The following is a 19,710-nucleotide window of genomic DNA, read 5'->3' on the forward strand; positions in this document are numbered from 1 at the left end:
TGAACCTTCATTGTTCATCATAAATAACCTTTCAAGCGAGGATCGCATGAATATTAAACCTCTGGTACTGCTGGTTTCCCTCTCCGTTGTTTCCGGTAATGTTTTAGCCGATGATTATTTAGAGGGATACTATGGGGCGATAAAACTATTGCACGCCAGGCAATCCGCAGAAGATATGAATACCAGCAGCCGCCCAGGCGTGGGTGATTTTGTCAGCGGTGACGAAAAACATAATTTCTATAACGGGGCTATTGCTGCAGGCTATCAATTTGGCAATGGCTGGCGCAGTGAGGCAGAGTATGTGTTCAAAAAGAAAAGCGAATACACCAGCGGCTCAACCACCTTTGCCAGCAGCTACAATCACCACAAAGTGGACGCTCAGCGCCTGATGCTCAATGCCTATCGTGACTACGCGCTAGGGTATGACTTCTCGGTTTATGGCACGGTTGGCCTGGGTATCGCCAAAGTGAAATCCGACGGCTGGCAGGGGAATACCTCGCGCCAATACGCGGCAAGCACGCAAAATAATCTGGCTTACTCCATTGGCGCAGGGATTAGCTATGCGGCCATGGAGCGGCTCAATCTTGATTTGGGCTACCGCTACGTGGATATGGGCAAGATTGAAAGTGGTTACAATAACTTTACCAATGCCCGTGGGTTAAAAGATGAGCAAATGAAAGCACGCCTGGTTTCCAGTGAGTTTGCTTTAGGCGTGCGTTACCTGTTCTAGTCTTATCATTGATATCGGGCCGTGATTTGCGCCATCGCGGCCTGTACCGCTGAACAATCCGTTCGGCGGTTCCTCCCCCCTGATAGATCTGAAAACCATCACTCATGCTGCTGTCATGATAGTCACCTCGGTTTTTTGCTGCGAGATAAGTGATAATAGTCGCCATGCGATGCAGATTAATCATTCTGCCATGCCCTGGCGGCGTGGCGTAGTAGAGGAGTAACCGATGTATCAGGATTTTGACAGTGAGTTGAAGTGGGCCATGCGCCATATGCCGCGTACCCGCGCTGCAGTGGCGGCGTTACCGGACCTGCACGGCGTGCGTCTGGCGTGTAACATGCACCTGGATCTGAAAATGGCCCCGCTGGTAGCCGGGCTGTTGGATAAGGGCGCTGCCATTTATCTCACCACCTGTAACCCGACGACGGTACAGGATGACGTAGTGGCCTGGCTGGAACGTCACGGTGCCCAAGCGCACGCCTGGCGTGATATGAGCGATGCCGACTGGTCTGAATCTTTCGACCGCGCGCTGGCCTGGGGGCCGACTCATCTGTGTGAAATGGGAGCCGATCTGACCACTCGACTGCATCAATCTGCCAATGGCCCACAGATCAAGGCTGGGCTGGAAGCGACCGGTTCAGGCATCAGCCGCTTGGGGGGCATTGCACCGCGTTACCCGATCTTTAACTGGGATGACCTGCCGGTAAAAGAAGGGCTGCATAATCGCCACATGGTTGGGCTGACCGCCTGGCATACCTTCTTCCAGACCACCCATCTGACGTTGCATGAAAAATGTGTGGTGGTGATTGGTTATGGGCTGGTGGGCCAGGGCGTAGCCGCTTCTGCCAAGGCTTATGGCGGGCAAGTTATCGTGGCGGAAATCGATCCGGCCCGGGCTTTGCAAGCGCGCTACGATGGTTGGGCGGTAGTCGATTTAGCCACTGCCGTAGAGCAGGCCGACGTGATTGCCACGGCCACCGGAGCCAAAAACGTGCTGTCTGCACGGCATCTGGAACGGGCCAAGGATGGGGTGTTTATCCTCAACGTTGGGCATGTGGCGGAAGAGATCGACGTCGGTTTCCTGCAAGGCCTTCCGCACAGCGAGCCAATGCCATTTGTGAACGCTTACCAACTGGCAGACAAAACGCTGTATCTGCTGGCCAACGGGTCGATGTTCAACCTGACGGCAGGCTACGGCGACAGCCTGAATGCCTTCGATGTGACCCTGGCCGTGATGGCCGCCGGGATCGGACATATTGTCGGTGCCGGTGAGCAGCATGCTGCCGGATTGTACCTGTTGCCGCAATCTGCCTGGCAGCCAGCGCTGTAACTTTTACCTTGCGGGCGTACAACCCAGTACGCTCGCGGGTTGCATAAATTTTGTGCCGATAGATTTTGTCACAAATAGCTACTCACAATCACAGTGCAATTCTATACCCCTCACTTATAATTCAACGCAGTCGGTTCTCTCCTCCGTTACAGAGTAATACATGTGAAAATCCGTGTTTTGGTCCTAACCCTGCTCGCGTTGCAAGCCGGTACTGGCCTGGTGCCGAGTGCATTAGCCAGCAATAAAACCGCCGCAGTGCAGGCCTCCCAGCCTGAGTTGGCTTCTGGCAGTGCCATGGTGCTGGATATGCAAACACATCGGGTGATTTATTCACGTAACCCCGATGAAGTGGTGCCTATCGCCTCGATCACCAAGCTGATGACGGCGATGGTGACGCTGGATGCCCGCCTGCCGCTGGACGAAATGCTGTCGGTCGATATCAGCCAGACGCCAGAAATGAAAGGGGTCTACTCCCGGGTGCGGTTGAACAGCGAAATCAGCCGCAAGGATATGCTGCTGTTGGCGTTGATGTCGTCGGAAAACCGGGCCGCGGCCAGTTTGGCGCATCATTATCCAGGGGGCTATAACGCCTTTATCAAGGCGATGAATGCCAAAGCCAAAGCGCTAGGCATGACTAATACCCGTTACGTTGAACCGACCGGGCTATCGATTCATAACGTATCTACCGCGCGTGACCTGACCAAGCTGATGTTGGCGACCAAGCAGTACCCGCTGATCGGCCAGTTGAGCACCACTACCGAACGGATGGCGACCTTCAAGGATCCCAACTATACGCTGCCGTTTCGCAATACCAACCATCTGGTCTACAACCCGAAATGGAATATCCAGCTGACCAAAACCGGTTTTACCAATCAGGCCGGACACTGCCTGGCGATGCGTACCGTAATCGGCAACCGCTCCGTTTCGCTGGTGGTATTGGACGCCTTTGGCAAATATACCCATTTTGCGGATGCTAGCCGCCTGCGCACCTGGATTGAAACCGGCAAAGTAACGCCGATCCCCGCGGCGGCGCGGGATTATCGCCGCCAGAAAGATGCCGCCCTGGCGAAGAACGACACGGAATAAAACGTGACTTATTAGTCTGCCGTCTGTTACGGCAGGCTATCACTTTCCCATTGTGCAAAATTCACGACTTAAGCCTGCACCTGCAGTAAAATCATTAGGATTTCCCCTCTTCATGTTTTTAACCCGCTATGCTAAACCGGTATGGCTATCCCACCCTTTAATAAGGAAAGTGCATTTTGGCAGGCAGTAGCTTATTAACCCTGATCGACGACATCGCTTCGTTACTGGATGATGTTTCACTGATGACGAAAATGGCGGCCAAAAAGACCGCCGGGGTGCTGGGAGACGATCTGGCGCTCAATGCCCAACAGGTTAGTGGTGTTAAGGCCGATCGCGAAATCCCCGTGGTGTGGAAGGTGGCCAAAGGCTCGTTTATCAACAAGGCGATCCTGGTACCGCTGGCATTGCTGATCAGCGCTTTCGCCCCCTGGGCGATTACGCCGCTGCTGATGGTCGGTGGGGCTTACCTCTGCTATGAAGGGTTTGAAAAGGTTTACCACAGCCTGATGCACCGCAAGGGCGCAGAGGCAGAAGAGAAAGCGGAACTGGATACCAGTGAGGACGTTGCGGTCTATGAACAGCGCAAAATCAAAGGCGCCATTCGTACCGACTTTGTACTCTCCGCCGAGATCATTGCCATCACGCTGGGGACCGTAGCCGGAGCCACCTTTAGTCAGCAGGTGATTGTGCTGTGTGGCATCGCCATTGTGATGACGGTTGGGGTGTACGGCATCGTGGCAGGCATCGTCAAGCTGGACGATCTGGGGTTCTACCTGGCCCGTAAGAGTAGCGCGTTAGCACAATCGTTAGGGCGCGGTATCGTCAGTGCGGCACCTTATCTGATGAAAACCCTGTCGGTGGTGGGTACCCTGGCCATGTTTATGGTGGGTGGCGGGATTTTGACCCACGGTTTACCGCCGGTGCATCACCTGTTCACCGACTGGGCGAGTTATTCTACGGTAGTGCCTGGCGTTGGTGCCATTCTTGGGGGCCTGACCCCAACGCTGCTGAATGCAGTGTTTGGCCTGATCGCAGGTGGCGTTGTGATGCTGGTGGTCTCTGGGATTGGTTCGGTGCGGGCTCGTTTTAAGGCGTGATACTGCGGATTAGTGAAAAACACCCGAAATGTGTTTTTTCGGGTGTTGACAGCGCGAACTCATAAAAATTGGGCTTTTTTAACGTTGGCGCTGTCGGCAACACGGCGTTTTGCCTGTGGGCTTAACCTTCGTGGTGAAGTTGCGGATGGTGGGGCTCAGGGAAGTTTTTCCCTTTGGCGATTTTCCCATCACGCAACTCAAACTCCCCGGTCAGTAATTTCTGGTTCACAACCTGGGTAGCAGCCATCTGCATCATTAGGCGCTGACGGGCCAATATTTTGTTACCAACAGGTTTTTCAGCAAGTAATGACATAACCCCTCCCATCTGCACACAATCCGTTATAAGCGTGCCAACCAGCTGGCAATCGACAGAGTCTGGTATCATTTTGGGTTCTTTGCGGGTTCCGTAACCCTAGCAGGCTATTATAGATGATGACCAGATCAACTTTGCGTTCACTGTGAACATCAGGCGCTGCATAGAACAAATATCCACCAGATTTGCAAACACTATAATGAAGTCTCACCAGCTTGGCAACGTTGAACAAGACCCTGGATCCGTTTTCACCCGGCAACGGCACGTGTCTAAATTGGCCGTATTCTTCAGGTACGCTCAGAGCGTCGAAAAAGATTTCTACCATGCCATTGGGCGGAAAAGGTATGTCAGGCATGTTGATAGCGTAGCCTTTGGCTCGAGCCTCTGTCGCTGTGGCTATTTTGTTGAACACCACAAGGAATAGCTTGCCTCCAACTTCAAAGGTACCAGTGACGTAGGGCTTTCCGTAGTCTCGGTTGATTTCCAAAGGATACGGAAGAGTTAGGTGATGAATTGAGGCCATCCTGTGCTCTCTTTAACGTAGCAATGAAGGCATTCAACACGATTTTTAGCGGATTTTGACAATAATATAAGAGAGTTGGGAAGCGGCTCGAAAAGAATCTGAGCTCATTGATATGCTTACATCACTGCAGAGCGATGCAGGGCGCATTGATGCGCCCAATGGGGGGGAGAACTAGAAGATCAGTTTGAACACACCGGTAATGGTCAGTAGGCCAACAATAAAGATAATCGCAATAATCCACAGAAAAATTTTCATCCGTCTCTCCCGACTGTTTATGTTTAGTGAATGCGTGAATGCACGCTGAGATCGCTAAGCCACGACAAGATTAACTATAGATGAAAATCAGCAGCTTGCCCGGAAAGGGCCTAAGGCAGCGTATGGCTGCCGTCATTCAGTGGCCGCTGCATCATATGAGTATCCAGCCAACCGCCAAATTTAAACCCGACGCCGCTTAGAGTGCCGATGCTGGTGAAGCCCAGCTTGCGGTGCAGGGCAAGGGAGCCAGCATTGCCAGCAGCATCGCCAATCGTTGCCAGCATCTGCCGCCACGGGCCGTGTTCACAGCGGGCAATCAATGCGCCGAGTAACGCCTTGCCAATACCATGCCCTTGCAGGCCTTCGGCGACATAGACCGAATTCTCGATGGTATAACGATAAGCGGGTCGCGGCCGATACGGCGTGGCATAGCAATAGCCCACGACGCGGTCTTCCATCTTCGCCACCAGCCATGGCAACCCCGCAGCCAAGACGTTTTGGCGGCGCTGTTGCATCTCATCCAGCATCGGAGGCGTTTCTTCAAACGAGGCGGGCCCGTAAAGCACGTGATGGGCATATATCTGTTGAATGCCAGCCATATCCTCAGTGCCGGCATCGGAGACGCTTAGCGTTGCCCGCGGTGGGGGTGCAAGTGACATAGAGCTCCCTTTTATGATGATAAATCAGAGTACCAAGGCATTATGCTCCGCGCCTGGCGACAAGATAAATTGGCTTTTTGTCTGGTGGGGATAAGAAAAAATGATGGCATTTTCATGCTGACAAATGTGTTAGGTGACGAAAGGTATGCCATTGCGTTAGGTGTTACCCCCTCATCCAAGCTGGCGAGCCAGCCTGACGTTACGTGAGGGTCAAGCAGGGAGGTGGGGAATTTTTGTGGCGCGTTGCAGGCACCAACAACCAGCGCCTGCAACAGATCGCGGGGGAGTTACCAGCCTTTGACGGCACCGCCGTTGAAGATCTTCTCTGCCGCTTTGGCGACTTCATCGGACTCGTAGGCTTTCACGAAGTTTTGCACGTTCTGTGCATCTTTATTATCTTCGCGCGCCACCACGATATTGGTGTACGGCGAATCTTTATCCTCGATAAAAATCCCGTCTTTGGTCGGCGTCAGGCCAATCTGGTTGATGTAGGTGGTGCTGATCACCGCTACCGCGACTTTCGGATCGTCCAATACCTGGGGCAGCTGTGCACCTTCCAGCTCCATAATCTGGTAGTTGTGCGGGTTGGCACTGATATCCAGCGAGGTTGGCAGCAGGCCTTTGCCTTGCTTAAGCTCGATCAGCCCAACCTTTTGCAGCAGCAACAGCGCACGGCCCAGGTTGGTGGGATCGTTCGGGATGGCAATTACCGCGCCGTCCTGCAACTCTGACAGTGATTTGATCTTTTTCGAATAGCCAGCCATGGGGAACACAAAGGTATTGCCTACCACCACCAGTTTGTAGCCGTGATCTTTATTTTGCTGTTCCAGGAAGGGGCGGTGCTGGAATACGTTGGCATCCAGTTCCCCTTTGTCGGTGGCATCATTGGGCAGCAACGAACCGCTAAAGCCAATCAGCTCCACGTCCAGGCCATATTTCTCTTTGGCCACCCGTTTGGCGACCTCTGCCACGTCCTGCTCGGCACCGTTAATGACGCCAACCTTGATATGGTTTTGATCGGCCTTCTGATCGCACCCTTGTAATAACAACGTTGCTGCTAATGCTGCGGCCAAAGCGGTGCAGCGCCAAACAATTGCCATGAGTGACTCCCTGTAAAAACAATAAGATCGGTCAGTGTTGTGCCAACAGCTAAACCTATGGCCGTAGCCAAGTCAAATCCTGGTTAAGCACAATTTCTTATAGCTCATAACCCGGCGATCAGCGTGGTCGTAACACCACGATCCCCGGCGTATTCAGCACATAGCTGGCAAACGCCGAGTCCATCACTTTGTGGTTTTCCGTGCGCGAGGAAGCATGGCGCAGTACCGGCCCATTTGGGGTCATGATAAAGAAGCCGGTATGGGTAACGTCCAGCCCAGGCAGCTTGGTATAGATGCCGATATAGTCACCGGTCTGTAATTGGCTAATCACCTGCTCATCAATAAATTCGCTAGGGATATAGGTGACGCTGCGCTCGGTGACTGGGATGCCAGGCAGATAGAGCTCGCCATCCGCTTTGAGGTTGAGCTGTTTTACCACGGTGACGGTATGCGGGCTGAGTTGCGGGGTGACGTCATCGGCAAGGATCTGGCGGGTGTGTGCCCAGTCGGTGAAGAAATGCTTGCGCTGCGGGAAACTGATGTCCCCATTGATATAGCGCGTCTGAATCACATTTTCGACGAATTCATTTTCGCTGGTGGCGGTTCTGAGCGCCTGCACGTAATCCAGATAGGTAAAGCAATCTACCCCACGGAAATCGATCACCAATTGTTCCGCTGTGGTGGCGGAACCGATCAGCCGGTTGGCTAGGTAAGGGGTTTCCAGGAAAGTCTGCGAGAGCATCTCAATGGCCCGCCCTTTATCGATTTCCGGTACCGCTGCATGCAGAGCCAGCGCTGCCTGCAGTTTGTTTACTGTGTAATCGTCCATTGCTATCGCCATTGTTATTGGTTTCACCTGTTGCGGTAGCGATTCTACCGGGATTTTGGCCGGTTGTTTACCACTGCAACCCATCAGCGTCGTACACAATATTATCAGGGCCAAGCCACGCATCCCTCTCTCCCAAGCGATCATTGGTTTGGCCAGTATGGCGTACGCAAGGTAAACCTAACGTCACCCAAAAAGTGGTAGATCAATAGCCCACTTCATTATTGAACGGCAGATACCAAAACAGCGCGATCTCATGATCGGCAATGTCCGGTTGCCCACGATAGAGTAAATGATCGATGCCACCCAGCACAAAGCCATAGCGTTGATAGCAGCGGCAGGCGGTCAGATTATTGTTTTGCGTTTCCAGCATCAGCCCGGCGGTGTCCTGCTCTCGTGCCCAATGACGTGCGGCATCCAATAGCGCCGTGGCTACGCCTTGGCGGCGAGCGTGGTGGCTAACGGCAATCTCCTCGATCAGCGTATAGTCGTTCCAGTTTTTGCTGAGTGTGATATGCCCTACCGCTTCCCCCTGGTAGCGAGCGAGGAAGGTTTCCCCATCGTCATTAAGGAACGGGGCCAGCGGGTAGACTTTATTGAAAGGAGCCACTGGCTGGGTCGGCCACAGCTCGACTGGCTTATCAAAACAGGGCTGGGCGTAACAGGAGACGGCAAAGGAAAAATCACCGTATTCCAGGTAACCGAAGGGGAGTTCGCTGATAATTTCGATGCCGATCGCCTGATGCAATTATTCCAGCTCCCTTAGCAGCCTGGCGGGGTTGCCCGCATAAATACCTTTGCGGGTGATGTTTTTGCTGACTACTGCACCAGCACCAATCACCACGTCATCGCAGATTTCCACGGCCAGTATGGTGGCGCCAGAACCCACAGAAACTCGGTTGCCGAGCTGCGTGTGCCCCCAGCTTGCCGGGTCGGCATTTGGGGTGCCCCCTTTGAACAGATCGTTGGCAAACATCACGCCGTGGCCAATAAAGCAATCTTCGCCCAAGGTCACGTATTCACAGATAAAGCTATGCGACTGGATCTTGCTGCGCGCGCCCACGCAAACGTTCTTCTGGATCTCGACAAATGGGCCGACAAACACGTCGTCCCCCAACTGGCAGCCATACAGGTTGCTGGGTTCTATCACCATCACGTTCTGTCCGGCCTGGACGTTATTAATCCCGCTTTGGCGGGTGCGGATCTTGGTTGTCATGGTCTCCCTCCATCAAATAACGCAACATATTGATTATAGTGCAGAGTAACCCACAGGCCGCTGACAGCGTACGTTTTTTCAGCCAAAGACTATAATTGATGCAGGGCAGAGAGCCTGATAGCCGCAACCCTTGCGCGGTGTCTGAACCGCCAGTGGTGTGTTTTCCGTTCGCCGATCGCGGTTGGCGGCGAAGTGAGGAGGTGTCTCATGGTCAATCATGTCTGGGGTCTACTGACCCATCCCAACGTCGAGTTGAAACAGATCAAAAGCGAGAATGAATCCGTCTCGCACCTGTATACCCACCACGTGCTGCTAATGGCGTTAATACCGGTGGTCAGTGCGTTTATCGGTACCACGCAGCTTGGCTGGCTCTCTGGCCAAGGGCAGGCAATTCGCCTGGATATGTTCACCGCTTTCTACACCGCCGTCGCGTTTTATCTGTTGATGCTGGCTGGCGTGGCGATCATGGGCAAGGTGATCCACTGGATGGCGCGGCGTTATGAGTCGCGGCCAAGTCTGCATCTGTGTATGGTCTTTGCGGGCTATGTGGCGACTCCAATGTTCCTCAGCGGATTAGTGGCGCTGTACCCGGTGGTCTGGTTGTGCCTGTTCGTCGGGATTATCGGCCTGGCTTATTCGGGCTATCTGCTGTATCTCGGCATTCCGCATTTCCTGAATATCGATCGTAAAGAGGGATTTATCTTCTCCAGCTCGACGTTGGCTATGGGCATTCTGTTGCTTGAGCTGTTGCTCGGTCTGACGGTATTAATGTGGGGATATGGTTCCTGGTTATTCTGATGTTAGCGTGATCGTTGCCCCTCATATCCTTGGGTATGAGGGGCTTTTGTTTAAAGGAGCCGAACTCGCTCATCTGGATTTGTTACTCCCGCCTGCTTATTATCAACTCATCAAATGATACCGACTGGAATAATTGATGGCGACAATGAAAGAGGTGGCGCAGCGAGCCGGAGTTTCCGCTGCGACGGTCTCTCGGGTGATTAACAATACCGCCTATGTTGAGCCTGTTACCCGCGAGCGTGTCGAAAAAGCGATGCGCGAGTTCAATTACCACCGCAATGCGGCGGCCCTGGCGTTAGCCAAACGCAGTGGCAACATGCTGGGGCTGCTGACCGGCAATCTGGCCGATCCTTTTTTCTCGCGTCTGGCACGCGGTGTGGAGGAAGTGACCCGCAAAGAAGGGGCCAAGCTGATGGTGTGCAGCGGCGGGCACCAGGCGGAGCGCGAAAAGGCCGGGTTGGATTTTCTGATTAACCAGGGCTGTGAGGCGATTGTCGCCCACATCACCCGCATGAGCGATGCCGATGTGCTGCGCTATGCTGCTCATTCCCCCGGTTTGGTGATCATCAATCGCTACTTTCCTGCCATTGCCAACCGCTGCGTGTGGTTGGATAACCTCAGCGCGGCTCAGGCTTCGACCGAACATTTGCTGCAACAGGGGCATCGGCGTATTGCTTGTGTGACCGCCGATTTGCCCATCGACGATCGCAAACTGCGTTTACAGGGCTACCGCAACGCGATGGCACAGGCGGGAATCGACGTTCCGGGTGAATGGGTGATCAGCGTGCCCTTTGATGAAGAGGGGGGCGAATTGGCCGCAGAGCAGATACTTTCCAGCCGTCATCGTTTTACGGCCGCGGTGACGTTTAATGATGTGATGGCCGCCGGCATGATGCGAGCCTTGCACCAGCGCCAAATCCCCTTGCCGCAGCAACTGTCGATTATCGGCTTTGATGATGTGGTGCTGGCGCGCTATCTGTATCCCGCGTTAAGTACCATGCATTATCCCATCGAGCGTATGGCCAGGCGGGCTGCCAGGCTGGCGTTGCTGAGCCAGCAACAACAAGGGGTGCCGCCGCAAAATAACATGTTTAGCGCTGAACTGGTGCTGCGTGACTCGGTCACTCGCTGGCAGGGATAGCTTGTCCAGAGGTTGTTCTGAGATCTGCCTCACAAAGTTATCCGTCATGAAAGCGGTTACATGGCTTGAGGCGCTAGCTCACACCCCGAGAAATCAGGATTCACTACGCTAGCGGCACATCAATAACAATTCGGGGTGACCTATGGATGGTAAGAAAACGCTCAACCTTTGGCTGGCTTTGCTGCCGATCGTTGCCATGCTGACGCTGTTGATCGTCGGCTATGGGGTGTGGGAATTACGTATTGAACCGCTGTTACTGCTTTCGGCGGCCGTTGCTGCCGGGTTGGCACTGTGGCAGGGCTACAGCTGGGATGACATTATCAACTCGATCGTCAGCAAACTGGCGAAGGCTATGCCGGTGATCATGATCCTGATCTGCGTCGGCGGGCTGATTGGTACCTGGATGATCAGCGGCACCATTCCTTATATGGTGTACTGGGGGCTGAAAGTGATCAGCCCGCAATATATTCTGATCGCGGCCTTTTTCCTCACCAGCGTGATCTCCGTCTGTACCGGCACCTCATGGGGGTCTGCGGGGACCGTCGGCGTTGCGCTGATGGGCGTTGCTGCGGGGCTGGATGTGCCGTTGGCTGCGGCGGCGGGCGCGGTGGTTTCCGGGGCCTATTTCGGCGATAAAATCTCTCCGCTGTCGGATTCGACCAACTTTGCCGCCATCGTGGCCGAAACCGATCTCTATGCGCATATCAAACACCTGATGTACACCACACTGCCCAGCTTTGTGCTGGCAGCCACCGTTTACCTGATCGCCGGTCATAGCAGCGTGGTGGGAACGGTTGCCACGCCACAGCGGGTCACTGACATCATTGTTGGGCTGGAAAGCCTATATCATTTCAACCTGCTGCTGATCCTGCCGCCGGTGCTGGTGCTGTGGGGGGCGGTGACCAAACGACCGGTGATCCCGGTCATGCTGGCAGCCTGTGTGCTAGCGATCGGCCTCGCCGTGGTGATGCAGGGCTTTAGCCTGAAACAGGGCCTGAACGCGCTGATGGACGGCTTCAACCTGTCGATGTTTGCTGAACGTGGGCATGATATCAGCGGTGTGATCGCCGATGTTCCGCGCTTGCTTAACCGTGGTGGCATGTTCTCAATGATGAGCACCATCCTGCTGGTACTCTGTGCCTTCTCGTTTGCCGGTGCGCTGACCTTGACCGGTGCGCTGACGGTGATTATCAACCGGTTGCTGAAAGTGGTACGCACCACCGGCCAACTGATTGCCGCCACGGTGGGGACCACCATCCTGGTCACCGGAGCGACCAGCGACGGCAAGCTGGCGCTGCTCATTCCTGCTGAGCTGTACAAGGATGCTTATCGCCGCATGGGATTGGATAACACCAACCTGTCACGCACCATTGAAGATGCCGGTACGGTGATTGAGCCTCTCATTCCCTGGACAGCGGCCGGTGTTTATATGGCCACCACGTTGGGAGTGAACACGCTGGATCTGCTGCCTTGGGCGGTGCAGTGTTACGCGGCGGTCTTCTTCGCCTTGATTTACGGCTTTACCGGTTTTGGCATCGCAAGAGTGACGCCAGAGGCTCAACAGCAGGAGATGCCAAATGAAACAGCCTGATTTCAACCAGGTGGTCGATCGCCACCATACCAGCTCGGTAAAATGGGATTTCATGGGGCATTATCTGCAATTGCATGAAACCGACCTGTTGCCGATGTGGGTATCAGACTTTGACTTTCCTTGCCCGCCAGCAGTGCAGCAGGCTCTGCATGCGCGTGTCGATCATGGCGTATTTGGCTATAGCGAACGTGACGAAGTTTACTACCGGGCGGCTATAGAGTGGTTTGCCCAACGTCACCAACTGCCGCTGGAACGGCAATGGTTTACCTCGATCGAAGGGGTTGTGCCGGGGATTGCTCTGCTGATCCAGATGCTCAGCCAGCCCGGTGATGGCGTCGTGGTGCAGGGGCCTTTTTATGGCTCCTTCAAGAAGGTGATCGCTCTCAATGGTCGGCGGGTACTAGAGAACCCACTGCAGGAGCGGGAAGGGGAGTATCACTTTGACTTTATCCAATTGGCCGATATGTTGCAGCGGGAGAAGCCGCCGTTGCTGGTGCTGTGCAATCCGCATAACCCAACCGGCCGCTGCTGGAACCCGCAGGAACTGACGCAATTGCTGACGCTATGCCAGCAACATGGGGTGACGGTGATCTCTGATGAGATCTGGGCGGATTTGATCCTGCCAGATGAGCGCTTTACCTCGGTGTTACACCTGGGGCCGCAGTGGCACGATCGGGTGATTGTAGCCACCTCTGCCAGTAAAACCTTTGGGTTGTCGTCGCTACGCATCTCCAATTTCCTGATCCCGAATACGGCGCTACGTGAACAATTTGTCGAACGGCTCAATGCGCATGGGTTAGACGTTTTCAACGCGCTTGCCGTGACGGCAGCAACGGCGGCTTACCAGCAGGGCGGTCCGTGGCTTGATGCCCTGTTGGCTTATTTGGCTGAGAACCGGCGCTGGTTTGCACAGGCATTGGAGCAGGCGGCTCCATGGTGCCGGATAATATCAGCTCAAGGCACCTATCTGGCCTGGCTGGATTGCCGTGCGCTGGGGTTGGATGATGATGCTTTGCAGCTAGCCATGCGTCAACAGGCCAAAATTGCGCCTTCGATGGGCTGTGGATTTGGCGAGCAAGGGGAGGGGTTTATCCGCATCAATCTCGGCTGCCCACGCACCTATCTTGAAATGGCCGTCGCAGGGTTGGCTAAACTAACTAATTGATTTTATAGTGGGCGCAGCATACTGCGCCCGCTTAGCGTCCCTCGAGTATAAAAACTCAGCTATGGCTTACCACCACCAGCTTCTGGTTCACAAACTCCTTAATCCCCAGATCTGACAGCTCGCGGCCAAAGCCGGAACGTTTCACACCGCCAAACGGCAGCTCAGGCGCGGTATCGGTCAAGGAGTTGATATACACCATGCCGGTTTCAATGCGTGAGGCCAGCTTTTTGGCTCGTTCAATATCCGTGCTGAAGATGGCCCCGCCAAGCCCGTAGTGGGAGTCGTTGGCCAGTTTCACTATCTCCTCGTCATCGCTCACCACATAGACCTGTGCCACCGGGCCGAAGAACTCGGTGAAATAGGCCGGGTTATCGCGGCTGATATGCGTGAGAATGGTGGGTTCAAAGAAGTTACCTTCATGCTGTAATGCCTTGCCGCCCAGGTGCAGTTTGGCCCCTTGTTTCACCGCCTCATTGACCTGCTCGGTTAACCCTTCCAGAGCCGACTTGGAAGATAGCGGCCCTAAGGTGGTGGTTTCATCCAGTGGATCGCCCATTTTCACATTCTTGAAATGCTCCGTGAGCTGTTGCAGGAACGCTTTCGCCACTTTCTCCTGCACGATAAAACGCTTGGCGGCGGTGCAGACCTGCCCGGCATTGTTCAGTCGCGCCTGGGCGCCGACTTTAACGGCCTTCTCGAGATCGCAATCGTCGAGCACGACAAAAACGTCGTTACCCCCCAGCTCCAGCGTGGCCTTTTTCAGCTTCTTGGCCGCCTGAGCTGCCACGATGCTACCTGCTTTCTCCGAGCCAGTCAGTGCTACGCCCTGCACCCGATCGTCGGCGATGATGTTGGCCACCTGCGCCTGGGAAATATACAGGTTGGTATAGGCGCCTTTGGGCGCCCCGGCCTCATGCACCAGCTTTTCGAACGCTTCGGCGCAGTGCGGCACGATGCTGGCATGTTTGACCAATACCGGATTACCGGCCGCCAGGTTAGGGGCGAGCACATGCATCAGTTGGTAAAAAGGGAAGTTCCAAGGTTCGACCGCCATCAACACCCCGATGGGATGATGCTCGACCCAGGCCTCACCCAGGCTGGACTCATAGCTTACCGGGGCCAGGAATTTTTGCGCATTATTGGCGTAGTAACGGGCAATCTGGCCACACAGTTTTACTTCGCCACGGCTTTGCTCGATCAGCTTACCCATCTCAACGCTGGCAATGTTCGCCAGTTCCTCCACCCGGCTCTCCATGAGATCGGCCAGCTTATGCAACACGGGTAGGCGCTGGATGATTTCACCCTTGGCCCAGTCGGAATGATACAGCGCATCGGCCTGGGCCAGCGCCAGCTCCACCTGATCGTCGTTATGCGGGGTATATTCTTTAATTAGCTGATTGTTAAAGGGGTTTACTGTCTGGTATGGCATGAAGTGCTCCTTTCGTCGCTCATGTTGACGCCTGACAGACGCCTTATTCAGAACATTAAGTCTAGACGACAGGGCAGAAGAATAGGGGCATAAAGAGCGATAACGCGCTAGCGCCCCACATGCAGAGGCTTAATACGAGTGTGCTGAGATGATCCTTTGCTCCCAAAAGGGCAGGATCCACCAGCTCCCTCTTCCTGTCAGTGCCCCGCATGCAGAGGCTTAATACGAATGTGCTGAGATGACCCTTTGCTCCCAAAAGGGCAGGCTCTACCAGCTCCCTCTCCCTGTCAGTGCCCCGCATGCAGAGGCTTAATACGAGTGTGCTGAGATGATCCTTTGCTCCCAAAAGGGCAGGATCCACAAGCTCCCTCTCCCTGTGGGAGAGGGTTGGGGTGAGGGGATAGGATAAAATGTTACTGAATGTTGTTACCCCAGTTTTTTTGCTTACTGGTTTTGCCAATGCCGGGATTAAAACTGTTGGTAGGATCGGCATCCTGATAGAAAGCCTGCAAATCCGGCTTGGCATGATACAGATGGCCGACGTTGTGCTCGGCCGGATACTCCGCACCACGCTGATTGAGGATCTCCAACATCTGTTCTTTCAGCGCATGGCTGTCCGCGCCTTTTTTCACCACGTAATCCTGGTGGAACACGTGGCACATAAAGTGGCCGTAATACAGCTTGTGCACCAGTTGGTTGTCGATCTCTGGCGGCAGGGTTTCGAACCACTCGGTATCGTTGCGGCGCAGGGCGATATCCAGCGCCAGAATGTCCTCGACCTGATCGGCATGTACCGCGTGATAGCGCACGGCGGCGCCCGCTGCGGCAAAGCGGTGCAGGAACGCTTTCTTACCTTCTTCAGGCGTGCAGACGAAAAAGTCACCGTTGGCCTGGGCAAAATAGCTTTGCAGATACTGCTGGGCTTCCTCTACGCCTGGGCCGGCCATTTTCAGCAGCAGATGGTGTTCAAAGCGTTGGCGATATTCTTTCATGCGCGGCGGCAGATGGTTAGGGGCCAGCTTGCTCAGCTTCTGCATCAGGTTATCGGTGAGGTTGTGCGGTATCAGTGGCAGTTTGTTCAGTGTGGCATCCACCCGGCCTTTCAGGGTGAAGAAACGCGGCATTTGATCGGTGCCCAGTTTGTCGATCATCATAAAGGTGTCTTTGCCATACACCTCGGCGATATCGAAAATATCGCGGTGCATATATTCCCCGGCCACCGGCAGGTTTTCAAACTGGCTCAGCATATGGCGGCGCAGCTCGGTCAAAACCGCGGTGTCGTTGGTGCCGATATAGAACACCTGTTCCTTGTCTTCTTTGGCAAAGGTGTCCAAACGCACGGCAAACACTGCCAGCTTCCCGGCACAGCCGGAAGCCTCGAACAGGCGGCGTTTATCGGCATTAAAGCGGGAAGGGGTATCGGCATCCACATCGCGCACCCGGCTGGCGTATTCATTATCCGAAGCGCGCAGTTCGCCATGTTCAACATCCGTTGGTCGGTAATCGCCCTTTTCCAACCGTGTAAGGATCTCTTCCGGCGTATCGCCCAGGTTAATCCCCAGATGATTGACCAACCGTAACTGGCCATCGGCGTCCAGCTTGGCGTACAGCGCCATTTCGGTATAGGCCGGGCCGCGTTTGACCAACGCCCCCCCGGAGTTGTTGCATATTCCCCCGATCACCGAAGCGCCAATACAGGAAGAACCGATCACCGAGTGCGGTTCACGGCCATAAGGTTTCAGTAACCTCTCCAGCTTATTGAGCGTGCTGCCAGGGAAGCCGACCACCTGCTTGCCGTTATCCAATACTTGAATATGATCGAGCCGCAGGGTGCTGACAATGACAATCTCACGGTCATAATCCTGGCCGCTGGGGGTAGAGCCTTCGGTCAAGCCGGTGTTGGCCGCCTGCATAATGACAATCTTATCGGCGGCAACGCAGGCTTGCAGGATCTGCCACAGTTGCAGCAGACGGGTAGGGAACACTACGGCCAATGCCTTGCCACCGCCGGAGCGGAAACCTTTGCGATAACGTTCGGTGCTACGCTCGCCGGTCAGCACTTGCGCGTTGCCAACGATACTCTTCAACTGAGTGATAAATGCCTGCGTCATGCCCATCTCCATGTCCCCGCCGGGTTGCAACGGGGTTTAATGTTTAATAGCGTTCCTGATATCCCGCCTCACGTTCTTCTGCACGCAACGTCAGGATCTCCACGCCGTCAGCGGTCACCGACACGGTGTGCTCCCATTGGGCGGAAAGTTTTTTATCACGGGTGACCACGGTCCAGCCATCTTTCTTCTGTTTGATGCGGTGGTCGCCCTGGTTAATCATCGGTTCGATGGTAAACACCATCCCTTCCTGCAACACCGTGCCGGTGCCGGGCAGGCCGAAGTGTAGCACCGCTGGGCCTTCGTGCATTTCACGGCCAATGCCATGCCCACAATATTCCCGTACTACGCTATAACCCGCCTGTTCTGCATGTTGCTGTATGGCGTGGCCGATGTCACCCAGCGTAGCACCGGGTTTCACAGCCCGAATACCTTGCCACATTGACTCGTAGACATTGTTGACCAGGCGCTTGGCGAGCGGGGTGGTTTGACCGATGCAATACATCTTGCTGGAATCGGCAATAAAACCATTATTTTCCAAAGTGATATCGACATTGACGATCATCCCCGAGCGCAGAATTTTGCTGGCCGACGGGATACCGTGGCAGATCACCTCGTCGATCGAGGTATTAAGCACGTAGGGGAAATCATACTGGCCCTTGCTGGCAGGGCGTGATTTCAGCTCATTGACGATAAAGGCTTCGGTACGGTCATTGATCTCCATGGTGGTGATGCCTTCGCGGATCACCTCATCGAGCATGGCAAACACCTTGGCCAGCAGCGCGCCGGAGTGGCGCATGATGGCAATCTCCTGCGGCGTTTTAATCACAATATCTTTCACCCAACAATCTCCTTCAGCGTCAGCGCATTATCTTTCATCATTTTCTTTACCAGTTGCGGATAGGTTAGCTCTGGGTTCAGCTCTGCCAGCATGCCGATCCTGATCCAGTGTTCTGCCTGTGCGTTGATAGAACGCGACATGGCCAGGCTGGCGAGCCTGAGATCGTCATGTAGCGTCTCCGAGATTTTTACAATCCCCATAGCCGACTCCGTAAGTGAACAATATACGGAGTGTATACGTTTTGGATGCTGTGGGTTTGGCATTCTGTGGCGCAGGCATTTTAGGCCCAATGGTCATTGCCGGGGTCGCACAATGCGTTTATTGTGATCGTCGGCTTTGTTGCCATGACTTTTTTAAGAAGGATTTAAGGCGTGACTAAACTACGTGTTGGGGTGATCTTTGGGGGCAAATCGGCGGAGCATGAGGTTTCGCTGCAGTCGGCAAAAAATATTCTGGATGCCATCGACAAAGAGAAGTTTGACGTCACGCTGTTGGGCATTGATAAGCAGGGGCAGTGGCACCTTAACGATGCCTCCAACTTCCTGCTGAATGCGGAAAACCCGGCGTTGATCGCGCTGAACCACTCGAATAAAAACGTGGCGCTGGTCCCTGGGTATGAGAAACAGCAACTGATTGAAGCCGACGGTGCCGGTGCTTTGGGGCAGCTTGATGTGGTGTTCCCGATCGTCCACGGCACCTTGGGGGAGGATGGTTCACTGCAAGGGCTGCTGCGCATGGCGAATATGCCGTTCGTGGGGGCGGGTGTGCTGGGCTCCGCCGTCAGCATGGACAAAGACGTCACCAAACGTCTGCTGCGGGATGCCGGGCTGTCAGTAGCGCCGTTCGTCACGCTGACGCGTTCCAACCGCAACAAGTACAGCTTTGCTCAATTAAGTGAGAGCCTGGGGTTACCGCTGTTTGTTAAACCGGCGAACCAGGGCTCCTCCGTTGGCGTCAGCAAAGTGCATGACCAGGCTGAGTTCGAAAAGGCCATCGCCTTGGCATTCAGCTTCGACCATAAAGTGCTGGTGGAGTCGGCTATTGTTGGCCGTGAGATCGAATGCGCGGTATTGGGCAACGACAATCCGCAAGCCAGCGTCTGTGGCGAAATCGTCCTGAGCGATGAGTTCTACTCTTACGACACCAAATACATTAATGAGCAAGGCGCGCAGGTGGTGGTACCGGCGGCGATCGATCAGGACGTCAGCGATAAAATCCGCGAGGTGGCATTGCAAGCCTTCAAGGCGCTGGATTGCCTGGGTATGGCGCGCGTCGACGTGTTCCTGACGCCGGACAATAACGTGATTATCAACGAAATCAATACGTTGCCCGGTTTCACCAATATCAGCATGTATCCAAAACTGTGGGGAGCCAGCGGGGTGAGCTATAGCCAACTGATCACCATATTGATTGAACTGGCGCTGGAGCGGCATCAGCAGGATCGCGGGTTGAACAGTTCGGTATTTGACAGCAAGTAAATGGCGTTTTCCTGGCACTCTCCG

20 protein-coding genes are annotated in these 19,710 nt (G+C 54.5%); 9 read left to right on the plus strand and 11 right to left on the minus strand.

The genetic code is table 11. The features are described 5' to 3' along the window. The first annotated feature begins 46 nt into the window (after positions 1-46). From ACMV5H_RS02865 to ACMV5H_RS02880, 4 genes are all read left to right on the plus strand, one after another. A complete protein-coding gene (locus tag ACMV5H_RS02865) occupies positions 47-730 on the plus strand; it encodes an outer membrane protein (RefSeq protein WP_021805209.1) in 684 nt (227 codons plus the stop codon). A gap of 226 nt (positions 731-956) precedes the next feature. Further along, on the plus strand, positions 957-2,060 hold the full coding sequence (locus ACMV5H_RS02870) for an adenosylhomocysteinase (RefSeq protein ID WP_021180419.1): 1,104 nt from the start codon (positions 957-959) through the stop codon (positions 2,058-2,060). A gap of 156 nt (positions 2,061-2,216) precedes the next feature. Next, positions 2,217-3,146, plus strand: a complete 930-nt coding sequence (pbpG, locus tag ACMV5H_RS02875) for a D-alanyl-D-alanine endopeptidase (RefSeq protein WP_037375110.1) — start codon at positions 2,217-2,219, stop codon at positions 3,144-3,146. A gap of 176 nt (positions 3,147-3,322) precedes the next feature. Beyond that, positions 3,323-4,243, plus strand: coding sequence for a DUF808 domain-containing protein (locus ACMV5H_RS02880; RefSeq protein WP_021805207.1), 921 nt, complete (start codon positions 3,323-3,325; stop codon positions 4,241-4,243). 121 nt (positions 4,244-4,364) lie between these two features. Here the strand turns inward: ACMV5H_RS02880 and ACMV5H_RS02885 are convergent, their stop codons facing one another. The 7 genes from ACMV5H_RS02885 to ACMV5H_RS02915 all read right to left on the minus strand — a co-directional run bounded on the left by ACMV5H_RS02885 (position 4,365) and on the right by ACMV5H_RS02915 (position 9,135). Then, positions 4,365-4,556, minus strand: a complete 192-nt coding sequence (locus ACMV5H_RS02885; RefSeq protein WP_021805206.1) for a hypothetical protein — start codon at positions 4,554-4,556, stop codon at positions 4,365-4,367. Continuing rightward, positions 4,540-5,079, minus strand: a complete 540-nt coding sequence (locus tag ACMV5H_RS02890) for a hypothetical protein (protein WP_414821422.1) — start codon at positions 5,077-5,079, stop codon at positions 4,540-4,542. Before ACMV5H_RS02890 ends, ACMV5H_RS02885 begins: the two co-directional genes overlap by 17 nt. A 365-nt stretch (positions 5,080-5,444) precedes the next feature. After that, positions 5,445-5,993, minus strand: a complete 549-nt coding sequence (locus ACMV5H_RS02895) for an N-acetyltransferase family protein (protein ID WP_414821423.1) — start codon at positions 5,991-5,993, stop codon at positions 5,445-5,447. 287 nt (positions 5,994-6,280) lie between these two features. Next, a complete protein-coding gene (locus ACMV5H_RS02900) occupies positions 6,281-7,093 on the minus strand; it encodes a MetQ/NlpA family lipoprotein (protein ID WP_021180425.1) in 813 nt (270 codons plus the stop codon). Positions 7,094-7,211: 118 nt separating this feature from the next. Further along, complete coding sequence (locus tag ACMV5H_RS02905) at positions 7,212-8,045, minus strand: DUF1460 domain-containing protein (RefSeq protein WP_414821424.1); 834 nt, start codon at positions 8,043-8,045, stop codon at positions 7,212-7,214. Between the two features lie 79 nt (positions 8,046-8,124). After that, positions 8,125-8,667 carry a GNAT family N-acetyltransferase gene (locus ACMV5H_RS02910; protein WP_021805202.1) on the minus strand — a complete coding sequence of 181 codons (543 nt, stop codon included), beginning with the start codon at positions 8,665-8,667 and terminating at the stop codon, positions 8,125-8,127. After that, positions 8,668-9,135 carry an acyltransferase gene (locus ACMV5H_RS02915; protein WP_037375107.1) on the minus strand — a complete coding sequence of 156 codons (468 nt, stop codon included), beginning with the start codon at positions 9,133-9,135 and terminating at the stop codon, positions 8,668-8,670. A gap of 207 nt (positions 9,136-9,342) precedes the next feature. Between ACMV5H_RS02915 and ACMV5H_RS02920 the strand changes: the two genes are divergently transcribed. From ACMV5H_RS02920 to ACMV5H_RS02935, 4 genes are all read left to right on the plus strand, one after another. Next, the gene (locus ACMV5H_RS02920; RefSeq protein WP_021805201.1) at positions 9,343-9,933 is read left to right on the plus strand and encodes a Yip1 family protein; all 591 of its coding nucleotides are present in this window, start codon (positions 9,343-9,345) and stop codon (positions 9,931-9,933) included. Positions 9,934-10,069: 136 nt separating this feature from the next. After that, positions 10,070-11,074 carry a LacI family DNA-binding transcriptional regulator gene (locus ACMV5H_RS02925; protein WP_094982724.1) on the plus strand — a complete coding sequence of 335 codons (1,005 nt, stop codon included), beginning with the start codon at positions 10,070-10,072 and terminating at the stop codon, positions 11,072-11,074. A gap of 142 nt (positions 11,075-11,216) precedes the next feature. Next, positions 11,217-12,665 carry a Na+/H+ antiporter NhaC gene (gene nhaC / locus ACMV5H_RS02930; protein ID WP_021805199.1) on the plus strand — a complete coding sequence of 483 codons (1,449 nt, stop codon included), beginning with the start codon at positions 11,217-11,219 and terminating at the stop codon, positions 12,663-12,665. Beyond that, entirely contained in the window at positions 12,652-13,830 is a 1,179-nt protein-coding gene (locus ACMV5H_RS02935) for a MalY/PatB family protein (protein ID WP_414821425.1), read from the plus strand. The genes nhaC and ACMV5H_RS02935 overlap by 14 nt, the downstream gene beginning before the upstream one ends. Before the next feature lie 55 nt (positions 13,831-13,885). On the opposite strand, the gene ACMV5H_RS02940 is transcribed toward ACMV5H_RS02935, so the two are convergent. The 4 genes from ACMV5H_RS02940 to ACMV5H_RS02955 all read right to left on the minus strand — a co-directional run bounded on the left by ACMV5H_RS02940 (position 13,886) and on the right by ACMV5H_RS02955 (position 18,408). Beyond that, entirely contained in the window at positions 13,886-15,259 is a 1,374-nt protein-coding gene (locus ACMV5H_RS02940) for an NAD-dependent succinate-semialdehyde dehydrogenase (RefSeq protein WP_414821426.1), read from the minus strand. Between the two features lie 413 nt (positions 15,260-15,672). Further along, positions 15,673-17,370, minus strand: coding sequence for a D-lactate dehydrogenase (gene dld / locus ACMV5H_RS02945; protein ID WP_414821427.1), 1,698 nt, complete (start codon positions 17,368-17,370; stop codon positions 15,673-15,675). A gap of 43 nt (positions 17,371-17,413) precedes the next feature. Further along, positions 17,414-18,208 (minus strand): type I methionyl aminopeptidase, encoded by a 795-nt coding sequence (gene map, locus ACMV5H_RS02950; protein WP_414821428.1) that lies wholly within the window; start codon positions 18,206-18,208, stop codon positions 17,414-17,416. Further along, complete coding sequence (locus ACMV5H_RS02955; RefSeq protein ID WP_021180435.1) at positions 18,205-18,408, minus strand: ParD-like family protein; 204 nt, start codon at positions 18,406-18,408, stop codon at positions 18,205-18,207. The genes map and ACMV5H_RS02955 overlap by 4 nt, the downstream gene beginning before the upstream one ends. Positions 18,409-18,579: 171 nt before the next feature. On the opposite strand from ACMV5H_RS02955, the gene ddlA reads away from it, so the two are divergent. Next, a complete protein-coding gene (ddlA, locus tag ACMV5H_RS02960) occupies positions 18,580-19,686 on the plus strand; it encodes a D-alanine--D-alanine ligase (protein ID WP_115159177.1) in 1,107 nt (368 codons plus the stop codon). The last annotated feature ends 24 nt before the right edge of the window (positions 19,687-19,710 follow it).

The organism is Serratia sp. N21D137 (assembly GCF_047530005.1).
Taxonomy (GTDB): Bacteria; Pseudomonadota; Gammaproteobacteria; order Enterobacterales; family Enterobacteriaceae; genus Chania; species Chania fonticola_B.